The organism is Mesorhizobium sp. M0159 (assembly GCF_040322295.1).
Classification (GTDB): Bacteria; Pseudomonadota; Alphaproteobacteria; order Rhizobiales; family Rhizobiaceae; genus Mesorhizobium.
On the sequence record NZ_JAMYTF010000002.1, the window covers coordinates 182,872 to 209,422 of the forward strand.

Consider the following 26,551-nt stretch of genomic DNA (forward strand, 5'->3'; position numbering starts at 1 on the left):
AAGCAGCCGTGATGACAGGCAGCCGTGACGACGAGCATGAGTGAAGTCCCAGCAACCGACGAAAGCATCGCCCAGGCGAAGGCGGCCACCCGCAGGGTGCCGCTGGCGCGCGGCCTGTCGACCAAGTTGCTGCTGCTCACCATCGTCTTCGTGCTCTTGGCCGAAATCCTCATCTTCGTGCCCTGGATCGCCAGCTACAGGCTGAGTTGGCTGAAGGAGAGGCTGAGCACCGCCGCCGCGGTTTCCATCGTCCTAGTGCAGGGCGAACCTGCCTCGCTGTCGCGTGCCGCCCAGAACGACGTACTGATGGCGATCGGCGCCAAGGCGATCGCCGTGCGCGACGGCGGCGTCTCGCGGCTTCTGGTCGTGGCCGAAATGCCGCCGCAGGTCGACGAGCATATCGATATCGCCAATGTCGGCATGATCGAGGGTATGACCGGCGCGCTGGACACGCTGTTTTTCGGCGGCAAGCGGATGCTGCGCGTTTTCGGGCCGGTCGGCGACAGCGACAAAGAATTCGAGCTGATCATGCCCGACCACCGCCTGCGCAATGCCATGCTGATCTATTCGCGCAACGTCGCCTTCGTCTCGCTGCTGATCTCGCTGTTCACCGCCATGCTGGTCTACGCCGCGATAGACCTGATCATGATCGGCCCGATCAGGACGATGACACGCTCGATGCTGTCCTTTTCCGAGGCGCCCGACGACCCCGGCCGCATCATTCACCCCGCCGCCCGGGCCGACGAGATCGGCGTCGCCGAACGCGAGCTGTCGCAGATGCAGGAGCGGCTGCAGAAGATGCTGACCGAGCAGAAGCACCTGGCCGATCTCGGCCTGGCCGTGTCGAAGATCAACCACGACATGCGCAACATCCTCGCCTCGGCGCAACTGATGTCGGACCGCCTGCGCCAGGTCAAGGACCCGACCGTGCAGGCCTTCGCACCAAAACTGCTGCGCGCGCTCGACCGTGCGGTGTCCTACTCGGAGGGCGTGCTGGCCTATGGCCGCACCCAGGAGCCGCCGCCGTCGCGCCGCAGGCTGCGGCTGCGCCAGCTGGTCGAGGACGTCCAGGGCCTGCTCGACATCGAATGCGGCATCGAATTCGTCAACGCCGTCGATCCGGTGCTCGAGGTCGACGCCGATTCCGACCAGCTGTTCCGCGTGCTCACCAATCTTAGCCGCAACGCCGTGCAGGCGATGGCGGCCGACACCGAGAGCGCCGTGGTGCGCCGCCTGACCATATCGGCCGAGCGCATCGGCAGCGTCAGCCGCATCGTCGTCACCGACACCGGCCCCGGCCTGCCGCCAAAGGCGCGAGAAAACCTGTTCGCGGCATTCCGCGGCTCGGCCCGCAGCGGCGGCACCGGCCTTGGCCTGGCGATCGCCCATGAATTGATCCGCGCCCATGGCGGCACGGTGGAGCTGGTCGAAAGCATCGGCGGCCGCACCACATTCGCGGTCACCATTCCCGACCAGCCGGTCCGGCTCGACCAGGCCCGCAACGGACTGCGCCGCCCGGCGTAACGAACCGTTTCGTTACGGACCGTTTCAATTCGCAAATGGTTGGTCCGAGGCTACGAGCCATCGGCTCGGCCGCCGTGCAACGGCGTCTTTCGTTACGGGCCGTTCCGATTGGCAAATGACTGATCCAAGACGACGACCTATCGGCTCGGCCGCCGCGTGACGCGATCTTGCCTTCGCCGGCCGGCGCATGACGGCAAAACATGACGGCAAAACTTTTGGCCAGGATCGGCTTGCTTTTCGCAAATTCAGTCGCTAGGGAACAGCTCACATTCGCGGCCGGTCGCCAGGATCGGATCGCGGGGCTATGCAAAGCATGGCCTGTTGCGCGCCCGTAGCTCAGCTGGATAGAGCACCAGACTACGAATCTGGGGGTCAGGAGTTCGAATCTCTTCGGGCGCGCCAATAAACTCATGCCTACCCCCGGGAACATAAGTAACAGAATCTACCACCGGTGGCCGGAAAGTCGCGAGGGCTGAGCGCCATCCATGCCAAAAAGGGGATCGTCAGCTAATGCTGCTCAGTCGGCCTGCTTAATCTCCGGGCCCGGTTCAGTCGGCGGGCCTGGCGTGCAATCCTGGCCAGTGCATTCCTGCACGGGATCTTTCGCCGGCGGGAGACAATTTTGGCCTTCACAATGAACGGGCGGCTGCGTTGTTGCGGCTTTATTGTTCTGCGGCACAGGCCGATCCTCAGCGCGAACGGCCGGCATTCCAACGTCGATCATGGCCGTGCACAAGAGCGCAATCCGAAGCAAATTCATTTTCGCCTCCGCAACTGACAGCGAGACGCAGATTATACCTTCGAACTGCGGCCAACATCCTGTCACCCGCGAACGGCGTTAACAGCGCGTTTCATTGCCGGTCGGAAGGGCGTACCGATTGAGATCGAGCGTCGTCCTCTTCCTGGCAAAATAGCGCCAGAAACGGGGCTTTCGGCCAGAGGTGACTGAAGCCAACCTTCCGATTTTCCTGTACACCTGTTCGAAGGGTTCGAGGTGCGTTAGGGCCTCGCATATTCGAGGTTTTCAGTTCTTTCACGGGGGAACGTACATGACGGCATTCAACAGCGTCCGCTTCTGGGTCAAGCCGGGTAGTGAAGACGAATTCGTCGAACTGTTCAGCAGCGCTCCGCGCAATTTCGAGGGATTGCGAAAAATGGCTCTCATCAAATCGGGAGATGGCGCCTTCTTCTCGATTGGAGAGTGGGACACTTTTCAGCACATGGTCGATGCCAGGCACAAAATGCTGGGCAATCTTGATCGGTTCCGCCATACGTTGCAGCAGCTTGAGGGCGGATATACGGATGCTGTTTCCGGCGAGGCTGTCTTCGAAACGGACGGCAGGAGCAGCGGCAGGTCGGTATAGTTTCGCACTTCGAAAAGCTTATGCCGTGCGCCACTTCCCGGCTCTATTACCTAAACCGCACATTCCCCCTGGAAAGCTCTGCCACCGACCTGCATCCCATCAGCCGCATGTCGCGTTCGATCTCGGTTCGCATCAGGCCGAGCGCCCGTTCGACGCCGGCCTGTCCGGCGGCTGCCAGCGGGAAGAGATAGTAGCGCCCGACGCCGACGGCCTTGGCGCCCAACGACAGGGCCTTCAGCACATGCGTGCCGCGCTGGACGCCGCTGTCGATGATCACGTCTATCTTGTCGCCCACCGCGTCGGCAATCTCCGACAGTTGGTCGAAGGGGCTGCGCGAGCCGTCCAGCTGTCTGCCGCCATGATTTGACAGAACGATACCGGTGCAGCCGATGTCGACCGCCTTTCTGGCATCGGCGACGCTCATGATCCCCTTCAGGCAAAACTGGCCGTTCCAGAAGCGGACCATGTCTTCGACGTCCTTCCAATCCAGCGACGGCTCGAGGATCTCGGTGAAATAGCGGCTGATGGAAAGCGCGCCGCCGCCGAGATCGATATGGCCGTCCAACTGCGGCAGGCTGAACTTTTCGTGCGTCAAATAGTCGATAGCCCATCTCGGCTTGATCGCGAACTGCATCATGCCGCCGAGCGTAAGCCGAAAGGGGATGGAAAAGCCGGTCCGCAGGTCACGCTCGCGGTTTCCGCCGGTGACGCTGTCGACCGTCAGCATCATCACGTCGACGCCGGACGTCTTGGCGCGCTCCATCATGGCGCGGTTCAGGCCGCGATCCCTGTGGAAATAGAACTGATAGACCTGCGGCGTCCTGTGCTTGCGGACTTCCTCCAGGCTGACCGTGCCGAGCGACGAGACGCCGAACATCGTGCCGAACTTCTCCGCCGCCGCGGCGACGGCGCGCTCGCCGCTATGGTGAAACAGTCGCTGGAGAGCCGTCGGCGAACAATAGACCGGCATCGCCAGCTTCTGGCCCATGACGGTGACCGACATGTCGACCTGTCCGACGCCGGCAAGGACGTTGGGGACGAGATCGCAGTCCTCGAACGCCGCCGTGTTGCGCCGCAGCGTCGTCTCGTCGTCCGCGCCGCCATCGATATAATTGAAGATCGGACCTGGCAGGCGCTGTTTTGCCAGCCGGCGGAAGTCCTGAAAATTGTAGCAGCTTTGCAATCTCATGAAATCAATCGGGTATATGCCGGGCCCGATGTCAAGCCTGTGCCATTGTCGATCGCCGGCGCTCTCGCCTCAGCCCGCCAGAGCGCCAACCGACTCCCGCTCCACCAGCGGGCATTCGAGCTTGGTGATGGGATAGCGGCCACGACCGGGAGCAGCGGGGACTTCGAGCTGCTCGATCGCCCATTGTCCCATCGCCATATGCGGCAGGATCGACGTCGTCAGCGGCGGGAACAGATGCCGCGCGATCTCCTCGTCGTCATAACCGATCACCGAAATATCCCGGGGGATGTGCAGGCCGGCCTCCTTCAGCGCCTCGTAGCAGCCGATCGCGGTGCGGTCGTTCTGGCAGAAGATCGCGGTCGGCCGGTCCTTCAGCGCCAAGAGCTTGACGGTCGCGGCATAGCCGGCGCTCGCCGACCAGTCGCCTTCGACGACCAGCGCCGGGTCGAGCGGAATGTCGGCCGTCGCCAGCGCCCGGCGGTAGCCCTTCAGCCGGTCCTGCGCCGCTTGCATCCAGGGCTCGCCGGTGATGGTGGCGATGCGCCGGTGGCCATGGCCGATCAAGTGGCGGGTGGAGCTCTGGCCGCCGGCGATCTCGCTCGGCACCACGGCGGGGAAGGCATAGTCGGCGGTGTAGCAGTTGAGCAGGATGACCGGAATGTCGAGGCCGTAGAGATAGTCCGGCGCGACGATCTCGCGGGTGAAAATGGTCATGTAGATCAGTGCCGAAATGCCCCGCTTGGTCAGTGCCGCGATGGCCCGGGGCTCCATCACCTCGTCGCCCATGGTCTGCGCCACCAACACTACATTGCCGGCGTTCCACGAGGCTTGCCGCGCCCCTTCAATGGCGACGACCGCCTCCGGGCTGGTCGCCAACTGGTCGACGGCGAAGCCGATCACGCCATCCAGCCCGTCGAATGCTGCAACCGGGGCTCGCAAGGCAGAAAACACGGGCGGCGAATAGCCCAGCGTTCGCGCCGTCTCGATCACCCGCTCTCGGGTTTGCTGCGACAGCCTGATGCCCGGCGTGTTGTTGAGCACGAACGAAACCGTCGCCTGCGAACAGCCTGCCGCCCTGGCGATGTCGGTCATGGTAACGCGGCCCTTGGGGTTTTTCCCCGACGGCTTGCGCCGCCTGGAGACATCGGGATCGCTGAGATCCGTCGGTTCGCTCATGGTTTCATGTTTCCCACCCCGGCCCGTCTAACCGGATCGCGTCGCGGGCGGCAAGCCGGTCCGACATGCCGCGTTTATAAACGGAAATCAAATTTATCATTATTATCAATCGAATCCCATCGCCCGCCATACGGCGGCGCAAACGACAATCTCGCCACAAAGCTTGATTTCTCGCGGATTTCTGCCGCTGCGCAAGCCATCGACGGTCCGCTCGATCCCCTGGCGTCTCTCTGCTCCACGCGGCGGCCAAGGCCTTGCCGCTCATGGCAAGCGACGTTCCAACCAAGAAACTAATACTGTTTACTAATAACTCGCAACGTTCTAAAGTCAATTTGTCATGCCCGGCATGGATCATGCTGGGCGCGGCAAATCGAGCGTGCGACGCGATGTCTGGCGGCTCTCGGGCCGGCGTAAATGCGTCGCGCAATCACGAAAATGTCAGACAAATCGGACTATTTACTAACCGCAAACGAGTGTCTAGAGTTTGCATCGTGGCTGGATTGGCGCCGTTCTTTCGCTGCCGGAACCCTTGAGGAGGAGGGGCGTCCAAGCCGCAATCCGCAAATTCACATCAGCGACACGACTGATTCAAATGGGAGGTTGAACATGAAATCTGTGATACGAAATACGTCCGTCGCCGCCGCGGCCCTGCTGCTCGGCCTGTCCGTCACGGCAATTGCGCGCGCCGACGACAAGCCGACGCTGGCCTTCGTCGTCAACGGCGCTTCCGATTTCTGGAAGGCGGCCGAAGCCGGCGTCAAGAAGGCTCAAGGCGAACTGCCCAACTATAGTCTGGAGCTCAAATATCCGGAACAGTCCTCGGTCGCCATACAGCAGCGCCTGATGGACGATCTGGTGACGGCCGGCGTGAAGGGGATCATGGTTTCGGCGGTGGACCCCAAGACGTCGACCGACGGGCTGAACAAGATCGCCTCGGAGACGGCATTGTTCACCACCGACAGCGACGCGCCGCAGACCAAGCGTGTCGCCTATATCGGCTCGTCCAATGTCGATGCCGGCAAGCAGGCGGCCGAGATCGCCAAGAAGGCAATGCCCGACGGCGGCAAGTGCCTCGGCTTCGTTGGCCTGCTCGGCGCCGACAATGCCAAGGAGCGCATCCAGGGCATGAAGGACGGCCTCGCGGGCACCAAGATCGAATTGGTCGACGTGCGTGGCGACGACATCGATCAGGCCCGCGCCAAGAAGAACGTCGAGGACGCGCTGGTCGCCAGCCCCGACGTCACCTGCATGGTCGGCTTCTACTCCTACAACACGCCGCGCATCTATGAAGCGCTGCGCGATGCCGGCAAGCTCGGCCAGATCACCGTCGTCGGCTTCGACGACGATCCGATCACGCTGGGCGGCGTCAAGGAAGGTACCGTCGCCGCCACCGTCGTGCAGCAACCCTTCGAATGGGCCTATCAGGGCATGAAGCTGATGGCTGCCTATCTCGAGGGCGACAAGTCGGGCGTTCCCGCCGATGGCCTGATCATCGTGCCGACCAAGATCATCGGCAAGGACGATGTCGACGCCTACGCCGCCAACCTCAAGGCGATGTCGGGAAATTGAGCGAATAAGTTGCGCCGGCTCAAGGGTTCGCCCTGAGCCGGCGATTCTATTGACGCGCCTCGCAAGGCCCGTCAGTCTGAGGCCAAAACGGCTCACCGGCTGCTGTCAGGCGTGATGAATTATTCCGACCCATCCATCGTTGCATCCACGGCCGCTCCGTTCCTGAGCCTCGACGGCGTGCGCAAGACTTATCCCGGCGTTGTCGCGCTGGACGGGTTCTCGATCGAGGTCAGGCCCGGCGAGGTCATCGGCCTGGTCGGCGAAAACGGCGCCGGCAAATCGACGCTGATGAAGATCCTCGGCGGCGTGACCCGGCCGGACACCGGCACCATCACCGTCGATGGCGTCGCCCATGACAGTCTGACCGTCGAAGCCAGCATCGGTTCGGGCATCGCCTTCGTCCACCAGGAACTCAACCTGTTCGAGAACCTCGACGTCGCCGCCAATATTTTCTTCGGCCGCGAACCGCTGCGCGCCGGCCCGTTCAGGCTGGTCGACCGCGCCAGGCTGCGAGCGCTGGCGGCGCCGCTGCTCAAACGCGTGGGCGCCAATTTCTCGGCCGATACGCCGGTGTCGGCGCTGTCGCTGGCCCAGCAGCAAATGGTCGAGATCGCCAAGGCGCTGTCGATCGAGGCGCGGCTGGTCATCCTCGACGAACCGACATCGAGCCTGCCGATCGCAGAAACCGACAAGCTGCTCGGTGTCATCAAGGCGCTGAAGGCAGACGGCATCAGCGTCATTTTCATCTCGCACCGCCTGCACGAGGTCGAGCGCGTCGCCGACCGCGTCGTCGTGCTCAGGGACGGCATGCTCGCCGGAACCTTGCCGAAGAGCGCCATCAATCACGACCAGATGGTCAAGCTGATGATCGGCCGCATGCTGAAGGAGAGGGAGAAGGCCGCAGAATCGGCGCGCCCGCCGGGCTCTGTCGCGCTGTCGGTCAAGGCCATTCGCACCGCTGCCTATCCCGACCGGCCCGTCGACCTCGATGTCAGGCATGGCGAGATCCTCGGCCTCGCCGGTCTCGTCGGCTCCGGTCGGACGGAGCTGGCGCGCGTCCTGTTTGGCATCGACAAGAGCTTTGGCCGCTCGTTCCAGCTTGACGGAAAAGATCTGGTTCTTGGTTCGGCCGCGGACGCAGTGGCCAACGGTATTTTCCTCGTCCCCGAGGATCGCAAGCTGACCGGCATCCTGCTCGACCTTTCGATCGCCCAGAACATCTCGCTGCCCAATCTGCCGGCACATTCGCGGCGCTCGCTGGTCTCGGCCAGCGCCGAGGCCGCCACCGCCGAGAAGCAGAAGACCGATCTCGGCATCAGGGCGCCCTCCGTGCAGACGCGTACCGGTACGCTGTCGGGCGGCAACCAGCAAAAGGTCGTGCTGGCCAAATGGCTGGCGATGAAGCCGAAGGTGATGATTCTCGACGAACCGACCCGCGGTATCGACATCGGCGCCAAGGCCGAGATCTACGGACTGATGCGGGCGCTGGCCGATGCCGGCGTCGCCGTGCTGATGATCTCCAGCGACATGGAGGAGGTGATCGGCGTTTCCGACCGCATTGCCGTCATGCATGAAGGCCAGATCTCGGGCATTCTCGATAAGGACCGGTTCAGCCAGGAAAACGTGCTGCTGCTGGCGGTCGGCAAGCAGCCGAAGTAGTTCGCAGGCACTGGGAGAAGACGATGAGCAAGAAAGATCTCGGCCTGCTGATCCTGATCCTGGTGGTCGGTGCGGTGGTGGCGATCATCAACCCGCGCTTCCTGCTGCCGATCAATCTCGCCAACACCTCGAACCTGATCGGGTTGTTCGGCATCCTGTCGATTGGCCAAGCCTTCGTCATCATCACCGGTGGCATCGAATTGTCGGTCGGCTCGGTGGTTGCGCTGCTCGGCGTGCTGTTTATCGACTTCATCGCCACGCGCGGCATGGCCTGGCCGGTCGCCCTGCCGCTGATCCTGGTGCTCGGCGGCATCATCGGGCTGGCGCATGGCTGGCTGATCACCCGGCTCAAATTGCAGCCTTTCGTGGTGACTTTGTGCGGCCTGTTGATCTATCGCGGCGTGGCGCGCTTCTACACCGCCGACGGCACCGCCGGCTTTGCCTTCGGACAGAACTTCCCGGAACTCGAGTTCCTGACGGCGGGGCGGTCCTGGGGCGTGCCGAACAGCTTCATCGCGCTGATCGTCATCGCCGTCGTCATGTGGGTGGTGCTGCACCGGTCGGTGTTCGGGCGCTATCTCTATGCCATCGGCAAGAACGAGGAAGCGGCAAAATATTCCGGCATCCGCACCGGCCGCATCGTCATGGCCGCCTATGTCATCTGCGGCGTGCTGACGGCGCTGTCAGCTATCTATTTCGCCATGTACACACGCTCGATCTCGCCGGCGAGCCACGGCCAGTTCTACGAGCTCTATGCCATCGCGGCCGCGGTGCTCGGCGGCTTCTCGCTGCGTGGCGGCGAAGGCTCGCTGATCGGCGTCCTGCTCGGCACGGTGCTGCTGCAGGAGCTGCAGAACCTCGTCAACCTGCTCGGCATCCCGTCCTCGCTCAACTTCGCCGTCATGGGCGGGGTGATCCTCATCGGCGTGCTGGTTGACCAGCAATGGGGCGTGTTCAGGGCGCGGCGGCGGATGCTGGAAGCCACACGCAAGGGCGTGGCGGGTGCTGCCGCTGAGTGACGCAAAAATAGCTGGATGAAATACGCCGACTGCCATGGCAGGTGGCGTGAAAGAGTCAACCGGAGCTTCGCGACAGCAGTTCAGGTCGGTCTCTATTTGGAACGAAAACCCGTATCTGAGCGTTTATTTAAGCTTTGCTACGCGGAGGCGTTCCATGCCCACGAATCCAGTTAGTACCGCCAAAGTAGGAACTCACCCCCTCCACCCGATGCTGATACCTTTTCCTGTCGCGTTTCTTGTCGGTGCGTTTGTCACCGACCTGGTTTTCTGGGGGACTGCCGATGCCTTCTGGGCACGAGCATCGATGTGGCTGATCGGGGCAGCCATAGTAATGGCCCTTATCGCTGCGACAGCCGGTTTTATCGACTTCCTCAACGAGCCGCGCATTCGCGCCTTGTCCGACGCCTGGTACCACATGCTGGGCAACTTGACCGCAGTCGTTGTGGCACTGATCAATTTCTACCTTCGCTATGCTCAAGGCGCCGAAGCGGCGGTCCGACCATGGGGCGCGCTCTTGTCGTTCATAGTGGTCTGCATACTGCTGTTCACCGGCTGGAAGGGCTGGGAGATGGTCTATCGGCATCACGTTGCAGTTCTGGATACACCAGCGGATGCGCCAGCGAAGCCTTCGACAACCACTGCCACGGATACTCGTCATGCTGGTCGGGACCGGCACGCCGCATGAGGCCATAATCCAGAAAAGTGGATACCGGTTTCCAAAAAGATATCGGTTAGACAAGTAGCGCCCATACCGAATGCATCGGGTGGGCGCTATTTTAGATAAGGCCCGACATGTCGGAGAAGGCCATGGCCTTGCGCAGCATCTCGGCGAAGCGCTCGCCGGCCGCTTCACGAGGGCCGCTATTGTCGATCGAGGTGACACCCGGTCCGGACAGCGCCACATTGGCGCTGCGCGCCAGCCGTGCCAGCACTTCGCCGCGCGATTCGCGACCGCGCAACGCCAGCCGCTCGGCCAGGATATCCGGTGTAGCCGTGATTTCGACGACAGCCAGATTGGCGTAGCGTTCCCGCAGCGCCGGGATGATCGCGCGCGAGACGTTGGCGATCGCGACACGGCCGTTTGAGACCGACCAATCGACTTCGGCCGGGATGCCATAGCGCAGGCCATGCGCCTCCCAGGAAATCGCGAAGGCGCCATCCGCTTCGGCCTCGACGAAGGCAACGTCGGCGAGCGTGTCGTGATCCTCGGTGGCCGCATCGCTCGGCCGGGTGATCACCCGGCGCACGAACTCCAGCCGGCTCTCGTCGGCAAACACGGCGCGCGCATAGCCGATCACCGTGTCCTTGCCGGCACCGCTCGGCCCGACGACGGCGACGAAGACACCGTCGCGGATCGGAAATCCCGTAGCGGACAATTCACGCTCGACCGATGCCGACACCATCATGCGACTCGGCGTCCCTGCCGCCAGACGGTGCGGACGACCGGGACATGGTCGTCGACGCGCACGCGAACCAGATCGGCGCGCCGGCCGGGCTCGATGACACCGCGATCGGTGAGGCCGACCGCCTCGGCCGGGTTCTTCGAGACCATCGCCACCGCCTGTGGCAAGGAAATGCCCTCGACCACGTCGCCGAGGAAGAAGGCTGACTGGATCAGACTGAAGGGAATGTAGTCCGACGACAGGATATCGAGCAGGCCATCGCCGGCCAGCGTGCGGGCCGAGACATTGCCCGAATGCGAAGCGCCGCGCATGACATTCGGCGCGCCCATCAAAACGCCGAGCCCTGCCTTTTTCGAAGCCCGAGCCGCCTCCTCGGTGGTTGGGAACTCGGCGACACGGACGCCTTGCTCGATCGCTTCGTCGACATGGCCGACGGTCGCGTCGTCATGGCTGGCGAGCACGATGCCGCGCTCTTGGCAGGCAGCGGCGATGAAGCTGCGATTCGGGCTCGAGTTCTTCGCCGATTCCGCCATCCGCTTTTCGCAGAATTTCTGGAAATCGCGATCGGTCAGCTTCAGCTTGCGCTGGTAATAATAGGCATAGGTTTCGAGATCGACGAATTGCCGCTGTCCGGGCGCATGGTCCATCAGCGACGCCAGCCTGACCCGCTCGTCGCCGTCGAAATTGGCGAAGGCCGTGAGGCAGTCCGGCGCCGAAACCTCGCAACGCAGATGGAGGAAATGGTCGGCCCTGAGCCGGTCCTGCTGCACGCTGTCCTCGATCGCGTCGGCCAGCTTGCGTATGTCGGCGGCCGTCAGGTCGGCATCCTCGTCCATGCCGACACGCAAAGCGTCGAGCACGGTGGTGATGCCGGCGGTCGCCACCTGCGCGTCATGCGCGAGCACAGCTGCGATCGGGTTCCAGCGCACTTTCGGCCGCGGCGCGTAATGGCCTTCGAGATGATCGGTGTGGAGCTCGACCAGGCCAGGGATGATGAAGTCGCCGCCCATGTCCTCGCCGCTGCGGCCGGGTCCGGCATCGATGGCGGCGATCATGCCGTCGCGCAGCACGATCGACCCTTCGACGATCTGGTCGGCGAGCACGATCCGGGCGTTGTCAAGAACAGTCTCGGCGGTCATTTCAAGCAGTCCTTGCAGGATTTTGCAGCCAACTGGAACCAATTGGCGTCGTACAAATGCGGTTAGAACAAATAGTCATTTAGGCAGTTCTTCTGGTCAGGCAGTTCTTCTGGCCGGGCGGCGCCCGAGCGCGTGATGGGACAGCACCATGAACGGTGCGCCCGGTTCAGTTTCCACAAACAGCGTCAGCGCGTCCACCGCCACCGGCCGTTGCAGCACGTCCGCAAACAGGCTGTCGATTGCTAGGCGAAGACGAGGGCTTTCCTGTGACGACACCCGGCCGGACAGCGTCATATGGAAGCGAAACGTCTCGAAGACATAGGGATAGCCCCACTGGCAGAGATTGCGGAACTCGTCGGGCTTCAGCGAATCGGGGCTGCGCCGTTCGATCTCGACTTCCGTCAACGGCGCGCGGAAGCGGTCGAAGTCGCGCACCACGTCGTCGGCGAAGCGGTTGAGCGCCGGCAGCGGTGCTTCCGGCAACAGCGCGAAGAAGCCGTCGATCTGGCTGACGACGAGGCGCGGGATCGTAACCACCGGCGTCGCCTCGGCAAAATCGTCGAGTGCTGCACGAAGCGAGGTTTCCGTCTCGGTGGAGGCCAGTCTGAAGGGCGCCTTCAGTGTCGCATGAAAGCCATAGCGGCGCGCCGAGGCGGTATGGAAGGCAACTTCTGCCGCCGACAACTCGCCCGCAGCCTCGACCGGCTTTGTGGCGGCACCGAATGGGTCGCGGCCGAGCCAGTTGGCGGCGATCCGTGCCAGCGGTTCGTCTTGTCGGGGGGTGAAATAGATCGCGTAGCGCATCGAAAGTCCTCGTCAGCCCCGCTGCCATAGGTGATTTCCATGACGAATTGACGAAGCTTTGCGGCGTTTTCGGTAACAAAACCACACAGCCGGGTCGTTAGCCGACGATTTTTCGCTTGGACCAGCGGTTGGGGCGAAGGGGAAGTGGTTAGGCCTTCATCAGCCATTCGTGCTCGGGCGCGTTGTGGAATTTCCACGTCCGCTTCGGTCCGGCCATGACGTTGAGATAATAGAGATCATAGCCGTGGCAGGCTGCGCAGGGGTGATAACCCTTGGGGACCAGCACGACGTCGCCGTCCTCGATCGCCATCGTCTCGTCGAGCGAACGAGCACCGTTCTCGTCGGCATCGGTGTAGACGCGCTGGAAAGCAAAGCCCTGTGGCGGGTTGAGACGGTGGTAATAGGTCTCCTCGAGATAGGATTCAGCCGGCAGATTGTCCTGGTCGTGCTTGTGCGGCGGATAGCTCGATGTGTGGCCGCCGGGTGTGATAACCTCAACCACCAGCAAGGAATCGGCCGGCTTGCCTTCCGGCAGGATGTTGGTGACATAGCGCGTGTTGGTGCTTTTGCCGCGAACCTCCTGGCCGAGATCGTCGGGCCCGATGACACGGACCGGCAGACCGCCGCCCAGTCCCGGCGCCGAGCAGACGGCAAGTTCGAGATCGGTATCGGCGCTCACCGACCACTCCGAGCCCTGCGGCACATAGACCGACCAAGGTTTGCCGTCGAAGGGCGACATGCGTTCGCCGAGCAAGCCGAGATCCTTGCCGCCGGCCTTGGCCTTGCCCTTGCCGGTGACGAACACCAGGCAGACCTCACGATCCGCGGTTTGCCCGGAAGCGCTCTCGCCGGGCCTGAGCCGATGCAGATCGAAGCCGACATAGGTCCAGCCGGCGCTTTGCGGCGTCACATGGGCGATGCGGCCGTGGCCCTTATTGGCTTTGACGAGCAGTTTCGACATGGTCATTCCTTCGGTTTGGCGTCTGCCGATGGCTCGTCCTCGTCAGCCGGCTTGTAGAGGTAGAAAAACTGCCAGACGGCATAGCCGGCGAAGCCGAGCGCGATCACGCCCCAGAACGGCGTGCCGGTGGCGAATTCGATCACCGACCAGACCAGGCAGACCGCGACAACGGCGACGCGCCGCCACAGCGGCCGGAAAAACGGGTGCTCGGAGTCTTTCATCGGATCAACACCTTTCCTTGCGAACTCTCAAGCATTGGGAAAGCCCTGTGTCTCCACCGTATAGCCGGCCGCCGTCATAGCCCGCATCAATTCCTTGTAGCCGACCTGCGCCATCTTGAGCGGCGGGTTCTTCTTCGGATCCTGCTCGGCCTCGACCACGAACCAGCCTTCATAGCCATGGTCGGCGAGCCTCTGGACGATGGCGCCAAAATCCAGCGAGCCATCTCCCGGCACGGTGAAGGCGCCAAGTGCCACCGCGTCGAGGAACGATTGCTTCTCGCGATCCAGTCCCGCGATCACCTCCATGCGCACATCTTTCACATGCACATGGTTGATGCGCGGGTGGTGGTTATCAATAGCGCGCAGCACATCGCCGCCGGCAAAGGCCAGGTGACCCGCGTCGAGCAGCAATGGAATGCCTTCTCCCGAATAGCGCATGAAGGCATCTAGCTCTGGCTCGGTCTCAACTACTGCCGCCATATGATGATGGTAGGAGAGCGGCATGCCTTGCTCTGCACACCATTCGCCGAACTGCGTGAGCCGCCGGGCGTAGGCTTTCATTTCCTCGTCCGAAAGCCTGGGCTTGCTGGCGAGCGGCTTCGAGCGGTCGCCCTGGATGGAGCGGCCGACTTCACCATAGACGATGCATGGCGCGTTCACCGCCTTGAACAGGTCGATCATCGGCTGGATACGATCCTTGTTCTTCGCCATGTCTTCGTCGACCAGCGTCCCAGAGAACCAGCCGCCGCAAAGCGTCACGTCGGCCTCTTTCAGGATCGGCAGCATGATTTGCGGATCGTTGGGAAAGCGGCGGCCCATTTCCATTCCGGTAAAGCCAGCCGAGCGCGACTGGCGCAGGCACTCCTCCAGCGACACATCATCGCTGAGTTCGGCAAGATCGTCGTTCCACCATGCAATGGGGGACATGCCCAGTTTGGCTTTCAAGTCGTCGCTCCAGTTTCAGACATTCGAGGCGCGTTCGCGGATGGCTAAAGAACCCGCCCGCTCAGCGCTTCCTCATATTTCTTGCGCGCCGCATTCACTTGCGGCCGTGCCGAGACTTCCGGCACTGCGACATCCCACCAGCTTCCACCGGCCTCGGTCGAAACCAGCGGGTCGGTGTCGATGACCAGCACGGTCGTTCGCGTGTTCTTCTTCGCTTGCGCCAGCGCCGTTTCCAGCCCGGCGATCGATGGCACTTTTTCGGCAATCGCACCCATGCTCGCAGCATGCGCGGCGAAGTCGATCTCGGGCAAGGTTTCGTGACGGGCGTCCTTCAGCAGATTGTTGAAGTTGGCGCCGCCGGTCGCCATCTGCAACCGGTTGATGCAGCCATAGCCGCGGTTGTCGAGCAGCACGATGGTCAGCTTGAGGCCGAGCATCACCGAGGTCGCGATCTCGGAATTGAGCATCAGGTAAGAGCCGTCGCCGATCATCACCACGACCTCTTCGTCCGGCTTGGCCATCTTGACGCCAAGCCCGCCGGCGATTTCGTAGCCCATTGTCGAGAAGCCGTATTCTGCGTGATAGGAGCCGGGCGCGCCCGCCTGCCATAGCTTGTGCAATTCGCCGGGCAAGCCGCCGGCGGCATGAAGCAGTACCACGCCGGAGCCCATGGCGCGCTGTACTGCGCCGATCACTTGCGCGTCGGACGGATAGGCGGCATTGGTCGACGCCGTCACCTTGTCGGCATCCGCTTGCCAGTTCTTCTTGCCCGTGATCGCATTGTCGGTCCAGCCTGAAGGGGCTTTCCAGCCTTTCAGCGCCGCAGCGAGTTCGGCGAGCCCTTCCGCCGCATCGGCGACCAGCGGCAGCGCCTGGTGCTTTCCGGCGTCAAAAGGCTGCACGTTGAGCCCGATGATGGTCCTGCCGGCATGCTTGAACAATGCCCAGGAGCCGGTGGTGAAATCCTGCAGTCTGGTGCCGACGGCAAGCACGACGTCGGCCTCTTCGGCCAGCCTGTTGGCCGCCGAAGTGCCGGTAACGCCGACCGCGCCCATGTTCAACGGATGATCGTCCGGGAGCGAGGATTTGCCGCCTTGCGTCTCACAAACTGGAACGCCGGCGCCTTGCACCAGTTTTGCCAACTCCTCGGATGCCTGCGAATAGAGTACGCCGCCGCCCGCGATCACCAGCGGCTTTTTCGCCGCTTTGAGTACCGCGACTGCGGCCGCCAGTTCGTTGCGGTCCGGGCGCTGCCGTCGCGGCGTCCAGAGTCGCTCGGCAAAGAAACTCTCGGGGTAGTCATAGGCCTCGGCCTGCACGTCCTGGCACAGCGCCAGCGTCACCGGGCCGCATTCGGCGGGATCGGTCAGCACCTGCATGGCGCGGTTGAGCGCCGGCATGATCTGCTCCGGCCGCGTGATGCGGTCGAAATAGCGCGACACCGGGCGGAGGCAGTCATTGACCGTCGCCGTGCCGTCGGAAAAATCCTCGGCCTGCTGCAGGACGGGATCGGGAATGCGATTGGCGAAGACGTCGCCGGGCAGAAACAGGACAGGCAACCTGTTTACATGCGCAAGTGCCGCAGCGGTCACCATGTTGAGCGCGCCGGGGCCGATCGAACTGGTCGCGGCCATGAAGCGACGGCGGAAATTGGCCTTGGCGTAGGCGATCGCCGCATGCGCCATTGCCTGCTCGTTATGGGCACGGAAGGTCGGCAGTTCGTCGCCAACCTGGTAGAGCGCCTCGCCGACGCCGGCGACATTGCCGTGGCCGAAGATCGCCCAGACGCCGCCGAAGATCGGCACTTTCCTCCCGTCCATCTCGGTCATCTGTCGAGCAAGAAAGCGGGTCAGCGCCTGCGCCATCGTCAGGCGGATTGTCTTGGTCATGTCGGTTCCTCCGCAGTCCTTATGCCGCGCCTTCTTATGCCGCTTTGCGGCCGCGCGCCGCAAGCCATGCCTCGGTCAGTCTCTCGAAGCGAGATGCCATGTCGGCAACCGCTTCATCGTCTGACATCTTGCCGGCAAGCCATTGTTCGGCCGCGTTGATGAAGATGGTGCGGCCGACGGCAAAGCCCTTGACGATAGACGCCTTGGCGGTGGCAGCAAAGGCCGCTTCCAATTCGTCCTGCGGCGCTTCGAGGCCAAGCAGCACAATCCCGCGGCACCACGGATCGTTCTTCAGGATCACCGCCTCGATCTTTGCCCATGCGCCGGCCGATGCCTGCGGTTCGAGCTTCCACCAATCGGGCTTGATGCCGAGTGCGTAGAGTTCCTCAAGCGCGCGCGGGATGGTCATGTCGTCGAGCCTGCCGTGCTTGCCGGCGATGATCTCGACCAGAAGTTCTCTGCCCACTTTCCGCGCGGCCTCGAACAAAGCGCGCAGTTTCTGCTGCTGTTCGCTCTTCAGCGCCGCGGGATCGTCGGGATGATAGAAGCACAGGCACTTGATGCAGTGGTCGACCGGCCATTCGGTCAGTTGCGAACCTATGTCTTGCGAGAACTCGAAGCGAAGCGGCCGCGAACCCGGCAACTCGACCGGCCGGCCGAGCCAGGCGAAGGAATGGTGGGCGAATTCGAACATCGCCTCGCGTCCGTATTTTTCGTCGAGCAGCATGCCGTAGCCGGCGCGGCCAGCCGCAACCTTGGCCGCAGCCTTGACCGTCAGCACCTTGAAAGCTGGGATTCGCGACGGATCGGCGCCGGCTTTTGCCGCGACATCCTCCAGCTGGACGCGGTGGTCGCAGGCGAACGCCATCAGCGAGGGGATGTCGCGCCGGCGCGTGGTCGCCCAATGGATGTGATTGATCGCCTCGTCCTTGCGCAGCGCCAGATGCTTGCTGCCGTTTTTCAGGAAGAACTGCAATTCCTCGAAAGTCGGGTATTCCGGTGCGCAGAGCAGCCGCGACACGGCAAAGGCGCCGCAGGCATTGGCCCAGGTCGCCGCCGTCGCCAGGCTTTCCTCGCCGAGCCAGCCGCGCAGGAAGCCCGACATGAAGGCGTCGCCGGCGCCGAGCACATTGTAGACCTCGATTGGAAATCCCTTGCCGACGATACCGTCCTCGAGGTCGTCGCTGATCGGCCCGTCATAGACGATGCAGCCCATGGCGCCGCGTTTCAGCACGATGGTTGCCGCCGACAGCGAGCGGATGGTTTTCAGCGCGCTCAGGCAATCGTCTGCGCCCGAGGCGATCATGATTTCCTCTTCGGTGCCGACGATGAGATCGCAATCGGGCAGCACCGTCTTCAACTGCGCCGAGACGCGGTCGGATTTCACATAGCGCTCGAAGCCTTCGGCGTGGCCGGCGAGACCCCAGAGGTTGGGGCGGTAGTCGATGTCGAACACCACCTTGCCGCCCTTGGCTTTCATGACACGGATCGCCTTGCGCTGGGCGGCGTCGCTGTTGGGCCGTGAAAAATGCGTGCCGGTGACGACGACCGCGCGTGCCGAAGCGATAAACGCCTCATCGATATCGTCTTTCGAAAGCGCCATGTCGGCGCAATCGCTGCGATAGAAGATCATCGGCGAGACGCCTTCATCCTCGACCGACAGCAGCACCAGGGCGGTCAGCCGCTCCGGATCGGTCTTGAGGCCTTGGACCGAAACGCCCTCGCGGGTCAGCTGCTCGCGGATGAAGCGGCCCATCTGCTCATTGCCGACGCGGGTGAGCAGCGCCGAGCGCAGGCCGAGCCTGGCAGTACCGACCGCGATATTGGCCGGACAGCCGCCGACCGACTTGGCAAAGGAAGTAATGTCCTCGAGGCGCGAGCCGATCTGCTGGCCGTAGAGATCGACGGAAGCGCGGCCGATCGTGATAATGTCGAGCGGCGAATATTTCGCTTCCACGGCTTCGCCCATTCGAACCTCCCATCGGCTTTGTTGTCTTGGGTAACACGCGCGAGCGGCAGCGTGGCGCCAGCAATATGAAATAATAATTCCAATCCATAGTCAATATGGAACGAGCATTCCCAAAGCTGAAAAGTGCTGTGCAAGGCTCGCGCGTTCAGAAACTTTGAAGTCAGACGAACGTCAAGTATCTACCGCTGAAACCAGCTGATTTACCAAGGAAGCGGGCCATCATCGTTGAAGAACCCGGCGGTCGGGCCATCGGCGTCCAAGGTCGCCAGGTGAATGACGATCTCGGCCGCCTGCTGCACCGTGCGGTGACCTTTATACCCGTTGAGATCGGTGGCAGTGTAGCCGGGCGCCGCGGCGTTGACATTGATGCCTTGGGGCGCGAGCTCCCTGGCGAACGCCACCGTGATGGCATTCAAGGCTGTCTTGGAGCTGCCGTAGCCCATCATGTTAACGGCGTGGTTCGCAGTGGCGGGATCGAGCGCCCGGCCGATGGACCCGGTGGAGCTGCTCACCATCACGATCCGGGCAGCAGGTGCTGCTAGCAGCAGCGGCAGGAATGCCTGGGTCACGCGGATCGGGCCGAAGACATTGACGTCGTAGGTGGCCTGGATGTCGGCGATCCGCTGCTGGCTCGGCGGCAGGTCGTAATTGATGGCGACGCCGGCGTTGTTCACCAGCACGTCGAGGCAGGGGCTGGCCTGCCTGAATGCCTCGGCTGCCGCCTTCACCCTGTCATCCCGCGTGACGTCCAGCTCAAGCCACTCCACGTCGAGGCCTTCGGCGCGCAATGCCTGCGCCGCCGCCATGCCGCGTTCGGCGCTCCTGGCGCCGAGCCAGACCTTGAAGCCCATGGTCGCCAGTCGCCGGGCGATTTCATGGCCTATACCCTTGTTGGCGCCGGTCACCAGCGCGCTTTTCGATGTTCTCATAATCGGTGTCTCCATTTTTCTTGTGGAAGACCCACAAATGGTGCGAGGCAGCGGGCGTTGCGCGCCGGAAATTCTCCGGCTCTTGCCTAATCCTCTCACGCTGTTGCGCCGCCGGTGCGAATGCGCGATGCTGGCGCAATGAGCAAGGCGCTGCAGGAGTTGATCGAGATCGCCGGCCGCCATGCGCGCGGGCGACGAACAAGAACGGCGGTTCCCCGCGTTTCGATCGGCCGCAGCGAAGTCGCCACGCCGCCATTGTCAGGGGTGTGGGGGTCGGGGATCTTATTCGTACTGCAGGGCGCGAAGACGGTTCTGATCGGCGACCGAGCTCTTCGTTACAATCCGGCCAGCTATTTCATCTATACTGTCGAGACGCCCACCATCAGCCAGATAATCGAAGCGAGCGCGGCGCGTCCTTACCTGGCCATTGGCTTGACCCTTGACCTGCAGGCCGTCGCCGCGCTCCTCGTCGAGCACGCGCCGGCCCTCAGTGGCGACAGTTTCTCCACCTCTCCCGCTGATGACGATCTGCTCGACGCGTTGCGTCGAATGATGCGGCTGCTTGACCGGCCAGCGGAGATTCCCGTGCTCGCGACCATGATCGAGCGAGAGATGCTGTTTCGGCTCCTGCAAGGCCCCCAAGGCGGAAAGCTTCGTGAACTTGCGCGCGCCGATGGCCATCTGTCCCGGATTGGCCGGGCGATCGCCTGGATCCGTTCGCATCCCCATCAGCCGGTCCGGGTCGGCGATCTGGCCGAGATTGCCCGTATGAGCAGCGCTGCGTTTTATCGTCACTTCAAGGCGGCGACGGCCATGAGCCCAATCCAGTATCAAAAGCAAATCCGCTTGCTGGAAGCCCGCCATCTGCTGATTGCCCAGCCGGGCAACGTCGCACGTGTCGCCTTCGCCGTCGGCTATGAGAGTGCTTCCCAGTTCAGCCGGGAGTATGCCCGCCAGTTCGGGTCGCCGCCTGCCCGCGACGCAGCGCGGCTTTCGGCAGAAGGCGAAACCGCAATAGAGGTGATCTAAGGCTTGCGCTTCTTGCCAGTATCGCGCCGCTTCTCGCCGACCGCGACGGTCAGCGCCATAGCCAAAGCCATCGTCGCCGACAGCGAGCGGAAGCCGGCGAAATCGGCCTCGGCGACCTCGAACCAGACCCTGGCGAATTGGGCGAGTGGCGAAAAGGAGCTGTCGGTAATCGCCACGATCGGCACGCCTTGCTCCGAAATGACGCGCGCCTCCTCAATGGTGGCCGGGGCATAGGGCGAAAAGCTGATGGCGATCACGGCGTCCCTTGGAGAGGCAAAGCCGATCATCTCTGCATTGAGGCCGGCGGCCGATTCGATCAGCTGGTTGCGGATCTTGAGCTTGCCCAATGCATAGGCGATATAGGAGGCGACCGGGTAGGAGCGCCGCTTGGCCAGCACGTAAATGGTTTCGGCCTTGGCCAACACGGTGATTGCATCTTCGAAATGGTCTTCATTCAGCGTGCGCGAAATGTCGTTGAGCGAGGTACTGGCTGCGGCAACAAAACCGTCGAAAATCGCGCGGTGGCCGGCGCCTTCCTCGGCCTTGGCGCGCAATGCCGCCAGCCTTTCATCATAGGATGAGTTGCGCTCGCGCAGGCGCTCGCGAAACACCAACTGCAGGCTGGTGAAACCATCAAAACCAAGCTGCTGGGCAAAGCGGATCAGGGTCGAAGGCTGGACACCGGCGGAAGCGGCAATGCTGGCAGCGGTGCCGAAGGCGATATCGTCTGGGTTGTCGAGCGCATAGGCGGCGATCTGGGCGATACGTTTCGGCAAGCTGTGGCGCCGCTCCAGGATCGTCGCCCGCAGCGTCTCGAAATCGCGCGGCACCCGTTCGTCCATCGTCGCTCCGCCCAGGCTCATCGTCTGGTTCCCTCTGTGCCCCATCATAGCGGGCCTGTGCAAGAACACCATAAAAAATGAGACAAGCGTTCCATCTGCAGACAAAATGGACTAATTCATCCACACAAATTTTGCACACAGGGAGGCAAGCGGATGGTCGGGGTAGGTCTTATCGGCACGGGTTTCATGGGCAAGTGCCACGCCATTGCCTGGAACGCGGTCGGCACCGTCTTTCCCGAAGTGGCCAAGCCAAGGCTGGTCCATCTGGGCGAGGTCAACGAGGATCTTGCCAAACGCCGTGCCAGCGAATTCGGCTTCGCCAAGGCCTCCGGCGATTGGCGCGCTGTCGTCGACGACCCGGAAGTCGATGTCATCTCGCTGACCACGCCGAACCAGTTCCACCCGGAAATGGCCATCGCCATCCTCGAAGCCGGCAAGCATCTGTGGTGTGAAAAACCGATGGCGCCGAGCTTCGCCGAGGCGCAAGCAATGGCTGCGGCGGCCCAAAAGTCCGGCAAGGTGGCCGCGCTCGGCTATAACTATATTCAGAACCCAGCGATCCGCCATATCGGCGCGCTGCTCGACGAGAAGATCATCGGCGAGGTCAACCATCTGCGTATCGAGATGGACGAGGACTTCATGGCCGATCCGGAGGCGCTGTTCTTCTGGAAGCACGAGGCGGCGTCCGGCTACGGCGCGCTCGACGATTTCGCCGTGCACCCGCTGTCGCTCATCGCCGTACTGTTCGGCCGCGTTGCCCGCGTCATGTGCGACATGGCCAAACCCTATGCCGACCGCCGCGTCGCCTCGGGCGGGCGCCGCGCGGTCGAGACCTACGACATCGCCAGCATCCTGATGCATCTCGAAAACGGCATCGCCGGCACGCTGCTGGTCAACCGTTCGGCTTGGGGCCGCAAAGGCCGGATCGCCATCCAGATTTTTGGCTCGAAGGGCTCGATCCTGTACGACCAGGAGCGGATGAATGAGTTCCAACTCTATCTGACGGCCGACCGGCCGACCGAGCAAGGCTACCGCACCATCCTGGTGGCGCCGCATCATAAGCCTTATGACGCCTTCCTGCCGGCGCCCGGTCACGGCCTTGGCTTTAATGATCTCAAGATCATCGAATGCCGGGAGCTGTTGACGCGGCTTGCCGGCAAGCCGGCGCGGATCATCGATTTCGACGAAGGCCTGGAGATCGAGCGCACGGTGCACGCGATGGCGCGCTCGTTCGCGGAACAGCGCTGGATGGAGGTGCGGTAGTAAGCCCCTTCTCCCCTTGTGGGAGAAGGTGGCCGAGCGAAGCTCGGTCGGATGAGGGGTGTTGGACGGATCGCTACAGCAAAGAAATAAGCGCTTCAAATCCCTCAAATTTTCACGCCGAGATCCTTCCGGCACCCCTCATCCGGCTCGGCCCTGCGCGCCGATCCACCTTCTCCCACAAGGGGAGAAGGGACAGGGCCGGCATTGGCTGCCTCAGGCGGCTCCCGGGCGATCGGCGATCATGGCACGTCTCGCCGACCGGCGCCGCTCGACGGCGTCGGCAAGGCCGTAAAGCACCGTCTCGGTGGTTGCCCAGTCGATGCAGCCATCGGTGATGCTCTGGCCATAGACGAGCGGCTTGCCGGGCACGACGTCCTGCCGGCCGGCGACGAGGTTGCTCTCGATCATGATGCCGACGATGCGCTCGTCGCCCGCCGCGATCTGGCCCGCCATGTCAGCCGCCACCAGCGGCTGGTTTCCCGGCTTCTTGCTGCTGTTGGCGTGGCTGACATCGATCATCAGCCGCGGCGCCACGCCGATCCGGCCGAGCTCAGCGCAGGCAGCAGCAATGCTTGCCGCGTCATAATTCGGCACAATACCGCCGCGCAGGATGACGTGGCAGTCCTCGTTGCCGGTGGTCGTCGCGATGGCGCTGCGCCCGCCCTTTGTCACCGCCATGAAATGATGCGGCTGGGCGGCGGACTTCACCGCTTCGGCGGCAATCCGCAGATTGCCGTCGGTGCCGTTCTTGAAGCCGACCGGGCAGGACAGGCCTGACGCCAGCTCGCGATGGATCTGGCTCTCTGTCGTGCGTGCGCCGATCGCGCCCCAGGCGACGAGGTCGGCAATATATTGCGGGGTGGCCATGTCGAGGAATTCGGTGGCCGCCGGAAGGCCGAGATTGTTGACGGCGGAGAGCACGTTGCGGGCCATCCGCAACCCCTTGTCGATGTTGAAGCTGCCGTCGAGGTCGGGATCGTTGATCAGGCCCTTCCAGCCGACCGTCGTGCGCGGTTTCTCGAAATAAACCCGCATCACGATCTCCAGCCGGTCCGACAGGCTTTCACGCAGCGATGCCAAACGGCTGGCATAGTCTACGGCGGCGGCCGGGTCGTGGATCGAACAGGGGCCGACGACGACCACCAGCCGATCGTCGGCGCCGGTCAGCACGGCGTGGATGGCATTGCGTGATGCGGCAACGGTGCGCGTCGCCGTCAGCGTGCGCGGTATTTCCCGCATCACCTCGTCGGGTGTGCTCAGTTCTCTGATTTCCTTGACCCGAAGATCGTCTGTGGTCGTCAACACGGCTTCTGCTCCTGATTGGGAGACCTGCCGGCTGAAACAAAAAAGCCGCCAGGTCTGGCGGCTGTTCGGATGTTATTGCTGCAATCTTCAGATCGAGCGCAATCCTCCCGCCGCCAGCGAGCTCATAAAGTACCAATATGTGGCGGTCAGGTTGATCATGAGGGCTGATATAGTCGATGCGGATGCGCTTGTCACGTGCCTGGTGAGGAGGAGGTTTACTCCAGCCCATTCGCGATTGGCTGAAGCCCCCCGAACTTCGTCATCCCAGGGCGAAGCAGGAGCGGAGCTCCGTCGCGGAGACCCTGGGATCCATGCCGTTGCCTTGGCCAAGGAGTGCTGCGGAACTAAATTCTGCATTGTAGCGACGCCTAGATGTCACGGCATGGATCCTCGGGTCTGCGCCGCGTCGCTGCGCTCCTTGCTCTGCCCGTGGATGACGAAGTGATGGGCGGCGTTCCGCTAGACTTGCCGGCGTTATTCCGGTGACGCCCCGGCGATGCTCTGATCGTAGTCGACCAGCGACCCGGTCATGACGCCGGACTGCGGGCTGATCATATAGCTGATCAACCGGGCAAGCTGCGCCGGTTTCACCAATTGGCCCATCGGCTGCGCGGCTTCGGCCTTCTCCAACCAGTCCTCCGGCGCGTCGTGCCATTTCTTCTGCACGATCGCCTCGCCCTCGGTGTCCATCCAGCCGGGCAGCACCGCATTGCAGCGGATGCGATTGCCGCGATAGGCATTGGCGACATTCTTGGTGAGTGTCGCCAGCGCTCCCTTGCTCGACGAATAGGGCGCCAGGAACGACTGGCCGCAATGCGCCGACATCGACAGCACGTTGACGATCGAGCCCGGTACCTGGCGCGCCAGCAAATGCGCCACCACGCCCTGCATCAGGAAAAACGGGCCGCGCACATTGGTCTGGAATATCTGGTCGAACAGATCCTCGGAGGTCTCGACCAGCGAGCCGCGAGCCGAGGTGGCAGCGGCGTTGACCAGCGCGTTGACGGTACCAAAATGGCCAATCGCCGTTTCGACCGCACGCTTGCAGTCGGCCACTTTTGAGACGTCGGCGCTGATGAAGATGGCATCGACGCCTGCCCCCTTGAGGATGGCGACAGCCTTGTCGCCCTTCTCCTGCGAGCGGCCGATCAGCGCCAGCGCCCGGCAGCCCTCATCGGCCAGCGCTTCGGCGACGGCAAAGCCGATGCCTTGTGCGCCGCCGGTGACGATGGCGCGTGTTTCGGAATTGCGACCGGCTGAACCGTTCATCGCCTTGCTCCTGTGCTTGATAGTCAGATTGTTTTGTCGAGGCGGACGGTCTTGCCTTTCTTGGCCGATTTCAGCGCCGCATCCGCCAGCCTGAGCGCCACCAGCCCGTCCTTGCCGCTCGGCGCCGCCTTCTTGCCTGACGTCGCTGCCGCGATGAAGGCAGCGATCTCGTTGGCATAGGCGTCGAGATAACGGGTCATGAAGAAATCGTGCAGCGGCGGCCGCGTATAGCCTTTCTCATTGGCCAGTTCGATCGACACCGGCCGCTGGTTCTCGGCCGCAATCATGCCTTTCGAGCCATGCACCTCGATGCGCTGGTCGTAGCCGTAGGTGGCGCGGCGTGAGTTGGAGATAACGCATTGCTTGCCGGAGGCAGTTTCGAGGATGACGCTGACGCTGTCGAAGTCGCCGGCCTCGCCGATCTTCTTGTCGACCAGCACCGAAGCATGCGCGCTGACCGCCACCGGCTCCTCGCCGAGCAGGAAGCGCGCCATGTCGAAATCATGAATGGTCATGTCGCGGAAGATGCCGCCCGAGCGGCCGATATAGTCGAGCGGCGGCGGGCCGGGATCGCGCGAGGTGATTGTCACCATTTCGACAGTGCCGATGGCGCCGTCGTCGATCGCCTTGCGCACGGCGGCAAAATGCGGATCGAAGCGGCGGTTGAAGCCGACCATCAGGGTGGCGCCGGCCTTGTCGACGACGGCCAGGCAACGTTCCACCCTGGCGGCGTCGAGGTCGATCGGCTTTTCGCAGAAAATCGCTTTACCCGCTTTGGCGAAGCGTTCGATCAGATCGGCATGGGTATCGGTCGGCGTGCAGATGACGACCGCATCGATATCGCCGGCCTTCTCGATGGCATCGATGCTGCGCACTTCGGCGCCATAGGCAGAGGCCAGATCGGTCGCCGCCTTCTCGAAGGCGTCGGCAACTGCGACCAGCCTGGCCTCAGGATTGGAACCGACGGCGCGAGCATGGACCTTGCCGATACGGCCGGCACCGAGAAGAGCAAAGCGAAGAGGCATGAAGAGTTTTCCTTTGAGGATGGTTCGGAAGGGAGGGCGTGTCAGCGCCTGTGCTCGG

The 26,551-nt window shown here is 62.9% G+C and carries 23 protein-coding genes and 1 tRNA gene; 9 read left to right on the plus strand and 15 right to left on the minus strand.

The window, feature by feature from the left end:
- The first annotated feature begins 36 nt into the window (after window positions 1-36).
- The 3 genes from NKJ32_RS02830 to NKJ32_RS02840 all read left to right on the plus strand — a co-directional run bounded on the left by NKJ32_RS02830 (window position 37) and on the right by NKJ32_RS02840 (window position 2,888).
- Window positions 37-1,524 (plus strand): ATP-binding protein, encoded by a 1,488-nt coding sequence (locus tag NKJ32_RS02830; protein ID WP_352455990.1) that lies wholly within the window; start codon window positions 37-39, stop codon window positions 1,522-1,524.
- 325 nt (window positions 1,525-1,849) lie between these two features.
- A tRNA-Arg gene (locus NKJ32_RS02835) sits at window positions 1,850-1,926 on the plus strand.
- A 647-nt stretch (window positions 1,927-2,573) separates the two neighbouring features.
- Entirely contained in the window at window positions 2,574-2,888 is a 315-nt protein-coding gene (locus tag NKJ32_RS02840; RefSeq protein ID WP_352697242.1) for an antibiotic biosynthesis monooxygenase family protein, read from the plus strand.
- Between the two features lie 46 nt (window positions 2,889-2,934).
- Here the strand turns inward: NKJ32_RS02840 and NKJ32_RS02845 are convergent, their stop codons facing one another.
- Window positions 2,935-4,077 (minus strand): alpha-hydroxy acid oxidase, encoded by a 1,143-nt coding sequence (locus NKJ32_RS02845; protein ID WP_352724652.1) that lies wholly within the window; start codon window positions 4,075-4,077, stop codon window positions 2,935-2,937.
- Window positions 4,078-4,146: 69 nt separating this feature from the next.
- A complete protein-coding gene (locus NKJ32_RS02850; protein ID WP_352826771.1) occupies window positions 4,147-5,253 on the minus strand; it encodes a LacI family DNA-binding transcriptional regulator in 1,107 nt (368 codons plus the stop codon).
- Between the two features lie 606 nt (window positions 5,254-5,859).
- On the opposite strand from NKJ32_RS02850, the gene NKJ32_RS02855 reads away from it, so the two are divergent.
- The 4 genes from NKJ32_RS02855 to NKJ32_RS02870 all read left to right on the plus strand — a co-directional run bounded on the left by NKJ32_RS02855 (window position 5,860) and on the right by NKJ32_RS02870 (window position 10,185).
- The gene (locus NKJ32_RS02855; RefSeq protein ID WP_352588525.1) at window positions 5,860-6,822 is read left to right on the plus strand and encodes a sugar-binding protein; all 963 of its coding nucleotides are present in this window, start codon (window positions 5,860-5,862) and stop codon (window positions 6,820-6,822) included.
- A gap of 114 nt (window positions 6,823-6,936) precedes the next feature.
- Complete coding sequence (locus NKJ32_RS02860; protein ID WP_352826804.1) at window positions 6,937-8,481, plus strand: sugar ABC transporter ATP-binding protein; 1,545 nt, start codon at window positions 6,937-6,939, stop codon at window positions 8,479-8,481.
- 23 nt (window positions 8,482-8,504) lie between these two features.
- Window positions 8,505-9,500, plus strand: a complete 996-nt coding sequence (locus NKJ32_RS02865; protein ID WP_023677502.1) for an ABC transporter permease — start codon at window positions 8,505-8,507, stop codon at window positions 9,498-9,500.
- Between the two features lie 154 nt (window positions 9,501-9,654).
- Window positions 9,655-10,185 carry a DUF2231 domain-containing protein gene (locus NKJ32_RS02870; protein ID WP_023677503.1) on the plus strand — a complete coding sequence of 177 codons (531 nt, stop codon included), beginning with the start codon at window positions 9,655-9,657 and terminating at the stop codon, window positions 10,183-10,185.
- A gap of 91 nt (window positions 10,186-10,276) precedes the next feature.
- Here NKJ32_RS02870 and phnN read toward each other — a convergent pair whose 3' ends face one another.
- The 9 genes from phnN to NKJ32_RS02915 all read right to left on the minus strand — a co-directional run bounded on the left by phnN (window position 10,277) and on the right by NKJ32_RS02915 (window position 19,760).
- On the minus strand, window positions 10,277-10,906 hold the full coding sequence (gene phnN, locus NKJ32_RS02875; protein ID WP_023677504.1) for a phosphonate metabolism protein/1,5-bisphosphokinase (PRPP-forming) PhnN: 630 nt from the start codon (window positions 10,904-10,906) through the stop codon (window positions 10,277-10,279).
- Entirely contained in the window at window positions 10,903-12,042 is a 1,140-nt protein-coding gene (locus tag NKJ32_RS02880; RefSeq protein ID WP_023677505.1) for an alpha-D-ribose 1-methylphosphonate 5-triphosphate diphosphatase, read from the minus strand. The genes phnN and NKJ32_RS02880 overlap by 4 nt, the downstream gene beginning before the upstream one ends.
- Window positions 12,043-12,138: 96 nt before the next feature.
- Window positions 12,139-12,846, minus strand: a complete 708-nt coding sequence (locus NKJ32_RS02885; protein WP_352826772.1) for a DUF1045 domain-containing protein — start codon at window positions 12,844-12,846, stop codon at window positions 12,139-12,141.
- Window positions 12,847-12,994: 148 nt separating this feature from the next.
- Window positions 12,995-13,807 (minus strand): 5-deoxy-glucuronate isomerase, encoded by an 813-nt coding sequence (gene iolB, locus NKJ32_RS02890; protein ID WP_352619340.1) that lies wholly within the window; start codon window positions 13,805-13,807, stop codon window positions 12,995-12,997.
- Window positions 13,808-13,809: 2 nt separating this feature from the next.
- A complete protein-coding gene (locus tag NKJ32_RS02895; RefSeq protein ID WP_023677508.1) occupies window positions 13,810-14,028 on the minus strand; it encodes a hypothetical protein in 219 nt (72 codons plus the stop codon).
- 27 nt (window positions 14,029-14,055) lie between these two features.
- Window positions 14,056-14,973: a myo-inosose-2 dehydratase gene (gene iolE / locus NKJ32_RS02900; RefSeq protein ID WP_352453010.1), complete on the minus strand. Its 918-nt coding sequence runs from the start codon at window positions 14,971-14,973 to the stop codon at window positions 14,056-14,058.
- A 44-nt stretch (window positions 14,974-15,017) separates the two neighbouring features.
- The gene (gene iolD / locus NKJ32_RS02905) at window positions 15,018-16,862 is read right to left on the minus strand and encodes a 3D-(3,5/4)-trihydroxycyclohexane-1,2-dione acylhydrolase (decyclizing) (RefSeq protein ID WP_352826773.1); all 1,845 of its coding nucleotides are present in this window, start codon (window positions 16,860-16,862) and stop codon (window positions 15,018-15,020) included.
- Between the two features lie 34 nt (window positions 16,863-16,896).
- Window positions 16,897-18,831, minus strand: coding sequence for a bifunctional 5-dehydro-2-deoxygluconokinase/5-dehydro-2-deoxyphosphogluconate aldolase (locus tag NKJ32_RS02910; RefSeq protein WP_352826774.1), 1,935 nt, complete (start codon window positions 18,829-18,831; stop codon window positions 16,897-16,899).
- Window positions 18,832-19,031: 200 nt separating this feature from the next.
- Window positions 19,032-19,760: an SDR family oxidoreductase gene (locus NKJ32_RS02915; RefSeq protein WP_352826805.1), complete on the minus strand. Its 729-nt coding sequence runs from the start codon at window positions 19,758-19,760 to the stop codon at window positions 19,032-19,034.
- Window positions 19,761-19,898: 138 nt separating this feature from the next.
- Between NKJ32_RS02915 and NKJ32_RS02920 the strand changes: the two genes are divergently transcribed.
- The gene (locus NKJ32_RS02920) at window positions 19,899-20,789 is read left to right on the plus strand and encodes an AraC family transcriptional regulator (protein ID WP_352826775.1); all 891 of its coding nucleotides are present in this window, start codon (window positions 19,899-19,901) and stop codon (window positions 20,787-20,789) included.
- Here the strand turns inward: NKJ32_RS02920 and NKJ32_RS02925 are convergent.
- Window positions 20,786-21,631: a MurR/RpiR family transcriptional regulator gene (locus NKJ32_RS02925; RefSeq protein ID WP_023677514.1), complete on the minus strand. Its 846-nt coding sequence runs from the start codon at window positions 21,629-21,631 to the stop codon at window positions 20,786-20,788. The two genes, NKJ32_RS02920 and NKJ32_RS02925, sit on opposite strands and share 4 nt — an antisense overlap.
- A 153-nt stretch (window positions 21,632-21,784) precedes the next feature.
- Here NKJ32_RS02925 and NKJ32_RS02930 point away from each other — a divergent pair, with 153 nt between their 5' ends.
- The gene (locus NKJ32_RS02930; RefSeq protein ID WP_352691450.1) at window positions 21,785-22,894 is read left to right on the plus strand and encodes a Gfo/Idh/MocA family protein; all 1,110 of its coding nucleotides are present in this window, start codon (window positions 21,785-21,787) and stop codon (window positions 22,892-22,894) included.
- 213 nt (window positions 22,895-23,107) lie between these two features.
- Here the strand turns inward: NKJ32_RS02930 and NKJ32_RS02935 are convergent, their stop codons facing one another.
- The 3 genes from NKJ32_RS02935 to iolG form a co-directional block, all read right to left on the minus strand.
- Window positions 23,108-24,199, minus strand: a complete 1,092-nt coding sequence (locus tag NKJ32_RS02935) for a 3-deoxy-7-phosphoheptulonate synthase (protein ID WP_352826776.1) — start codon at window positions 24,197-24,199, stop codon at window positions 23,108-23,110.
- A gap of 474 nt (window positions 24,200-24,673) precedes the next feature.
- A complete protein-coding gene (locus NKJ32_RS02940) occupies window positions 24,674-25,468 on the minus strand; it encodes an SDR family oxidoreductase (RefSeq protein ID WP_023677517.1) in 795 nt (264 codons plus the stop codon).
- 23 nt (window positions 25,469-25,491) lie between these two features.
- Window positions 25,492-26,493 (minus strand): inositol 2-dehydrogenase, encoded by a 1,002-nt coding sequence (gene iolG / locus NKJ32_RS02945; protein WP_352568500.1) that lies wholly within the window; start codon window positions 26,491-26,493, stop codon window positions 25,492-25,494.
- Window positions 26,494-26,551 lie beyond the last annotated feature (58 nt).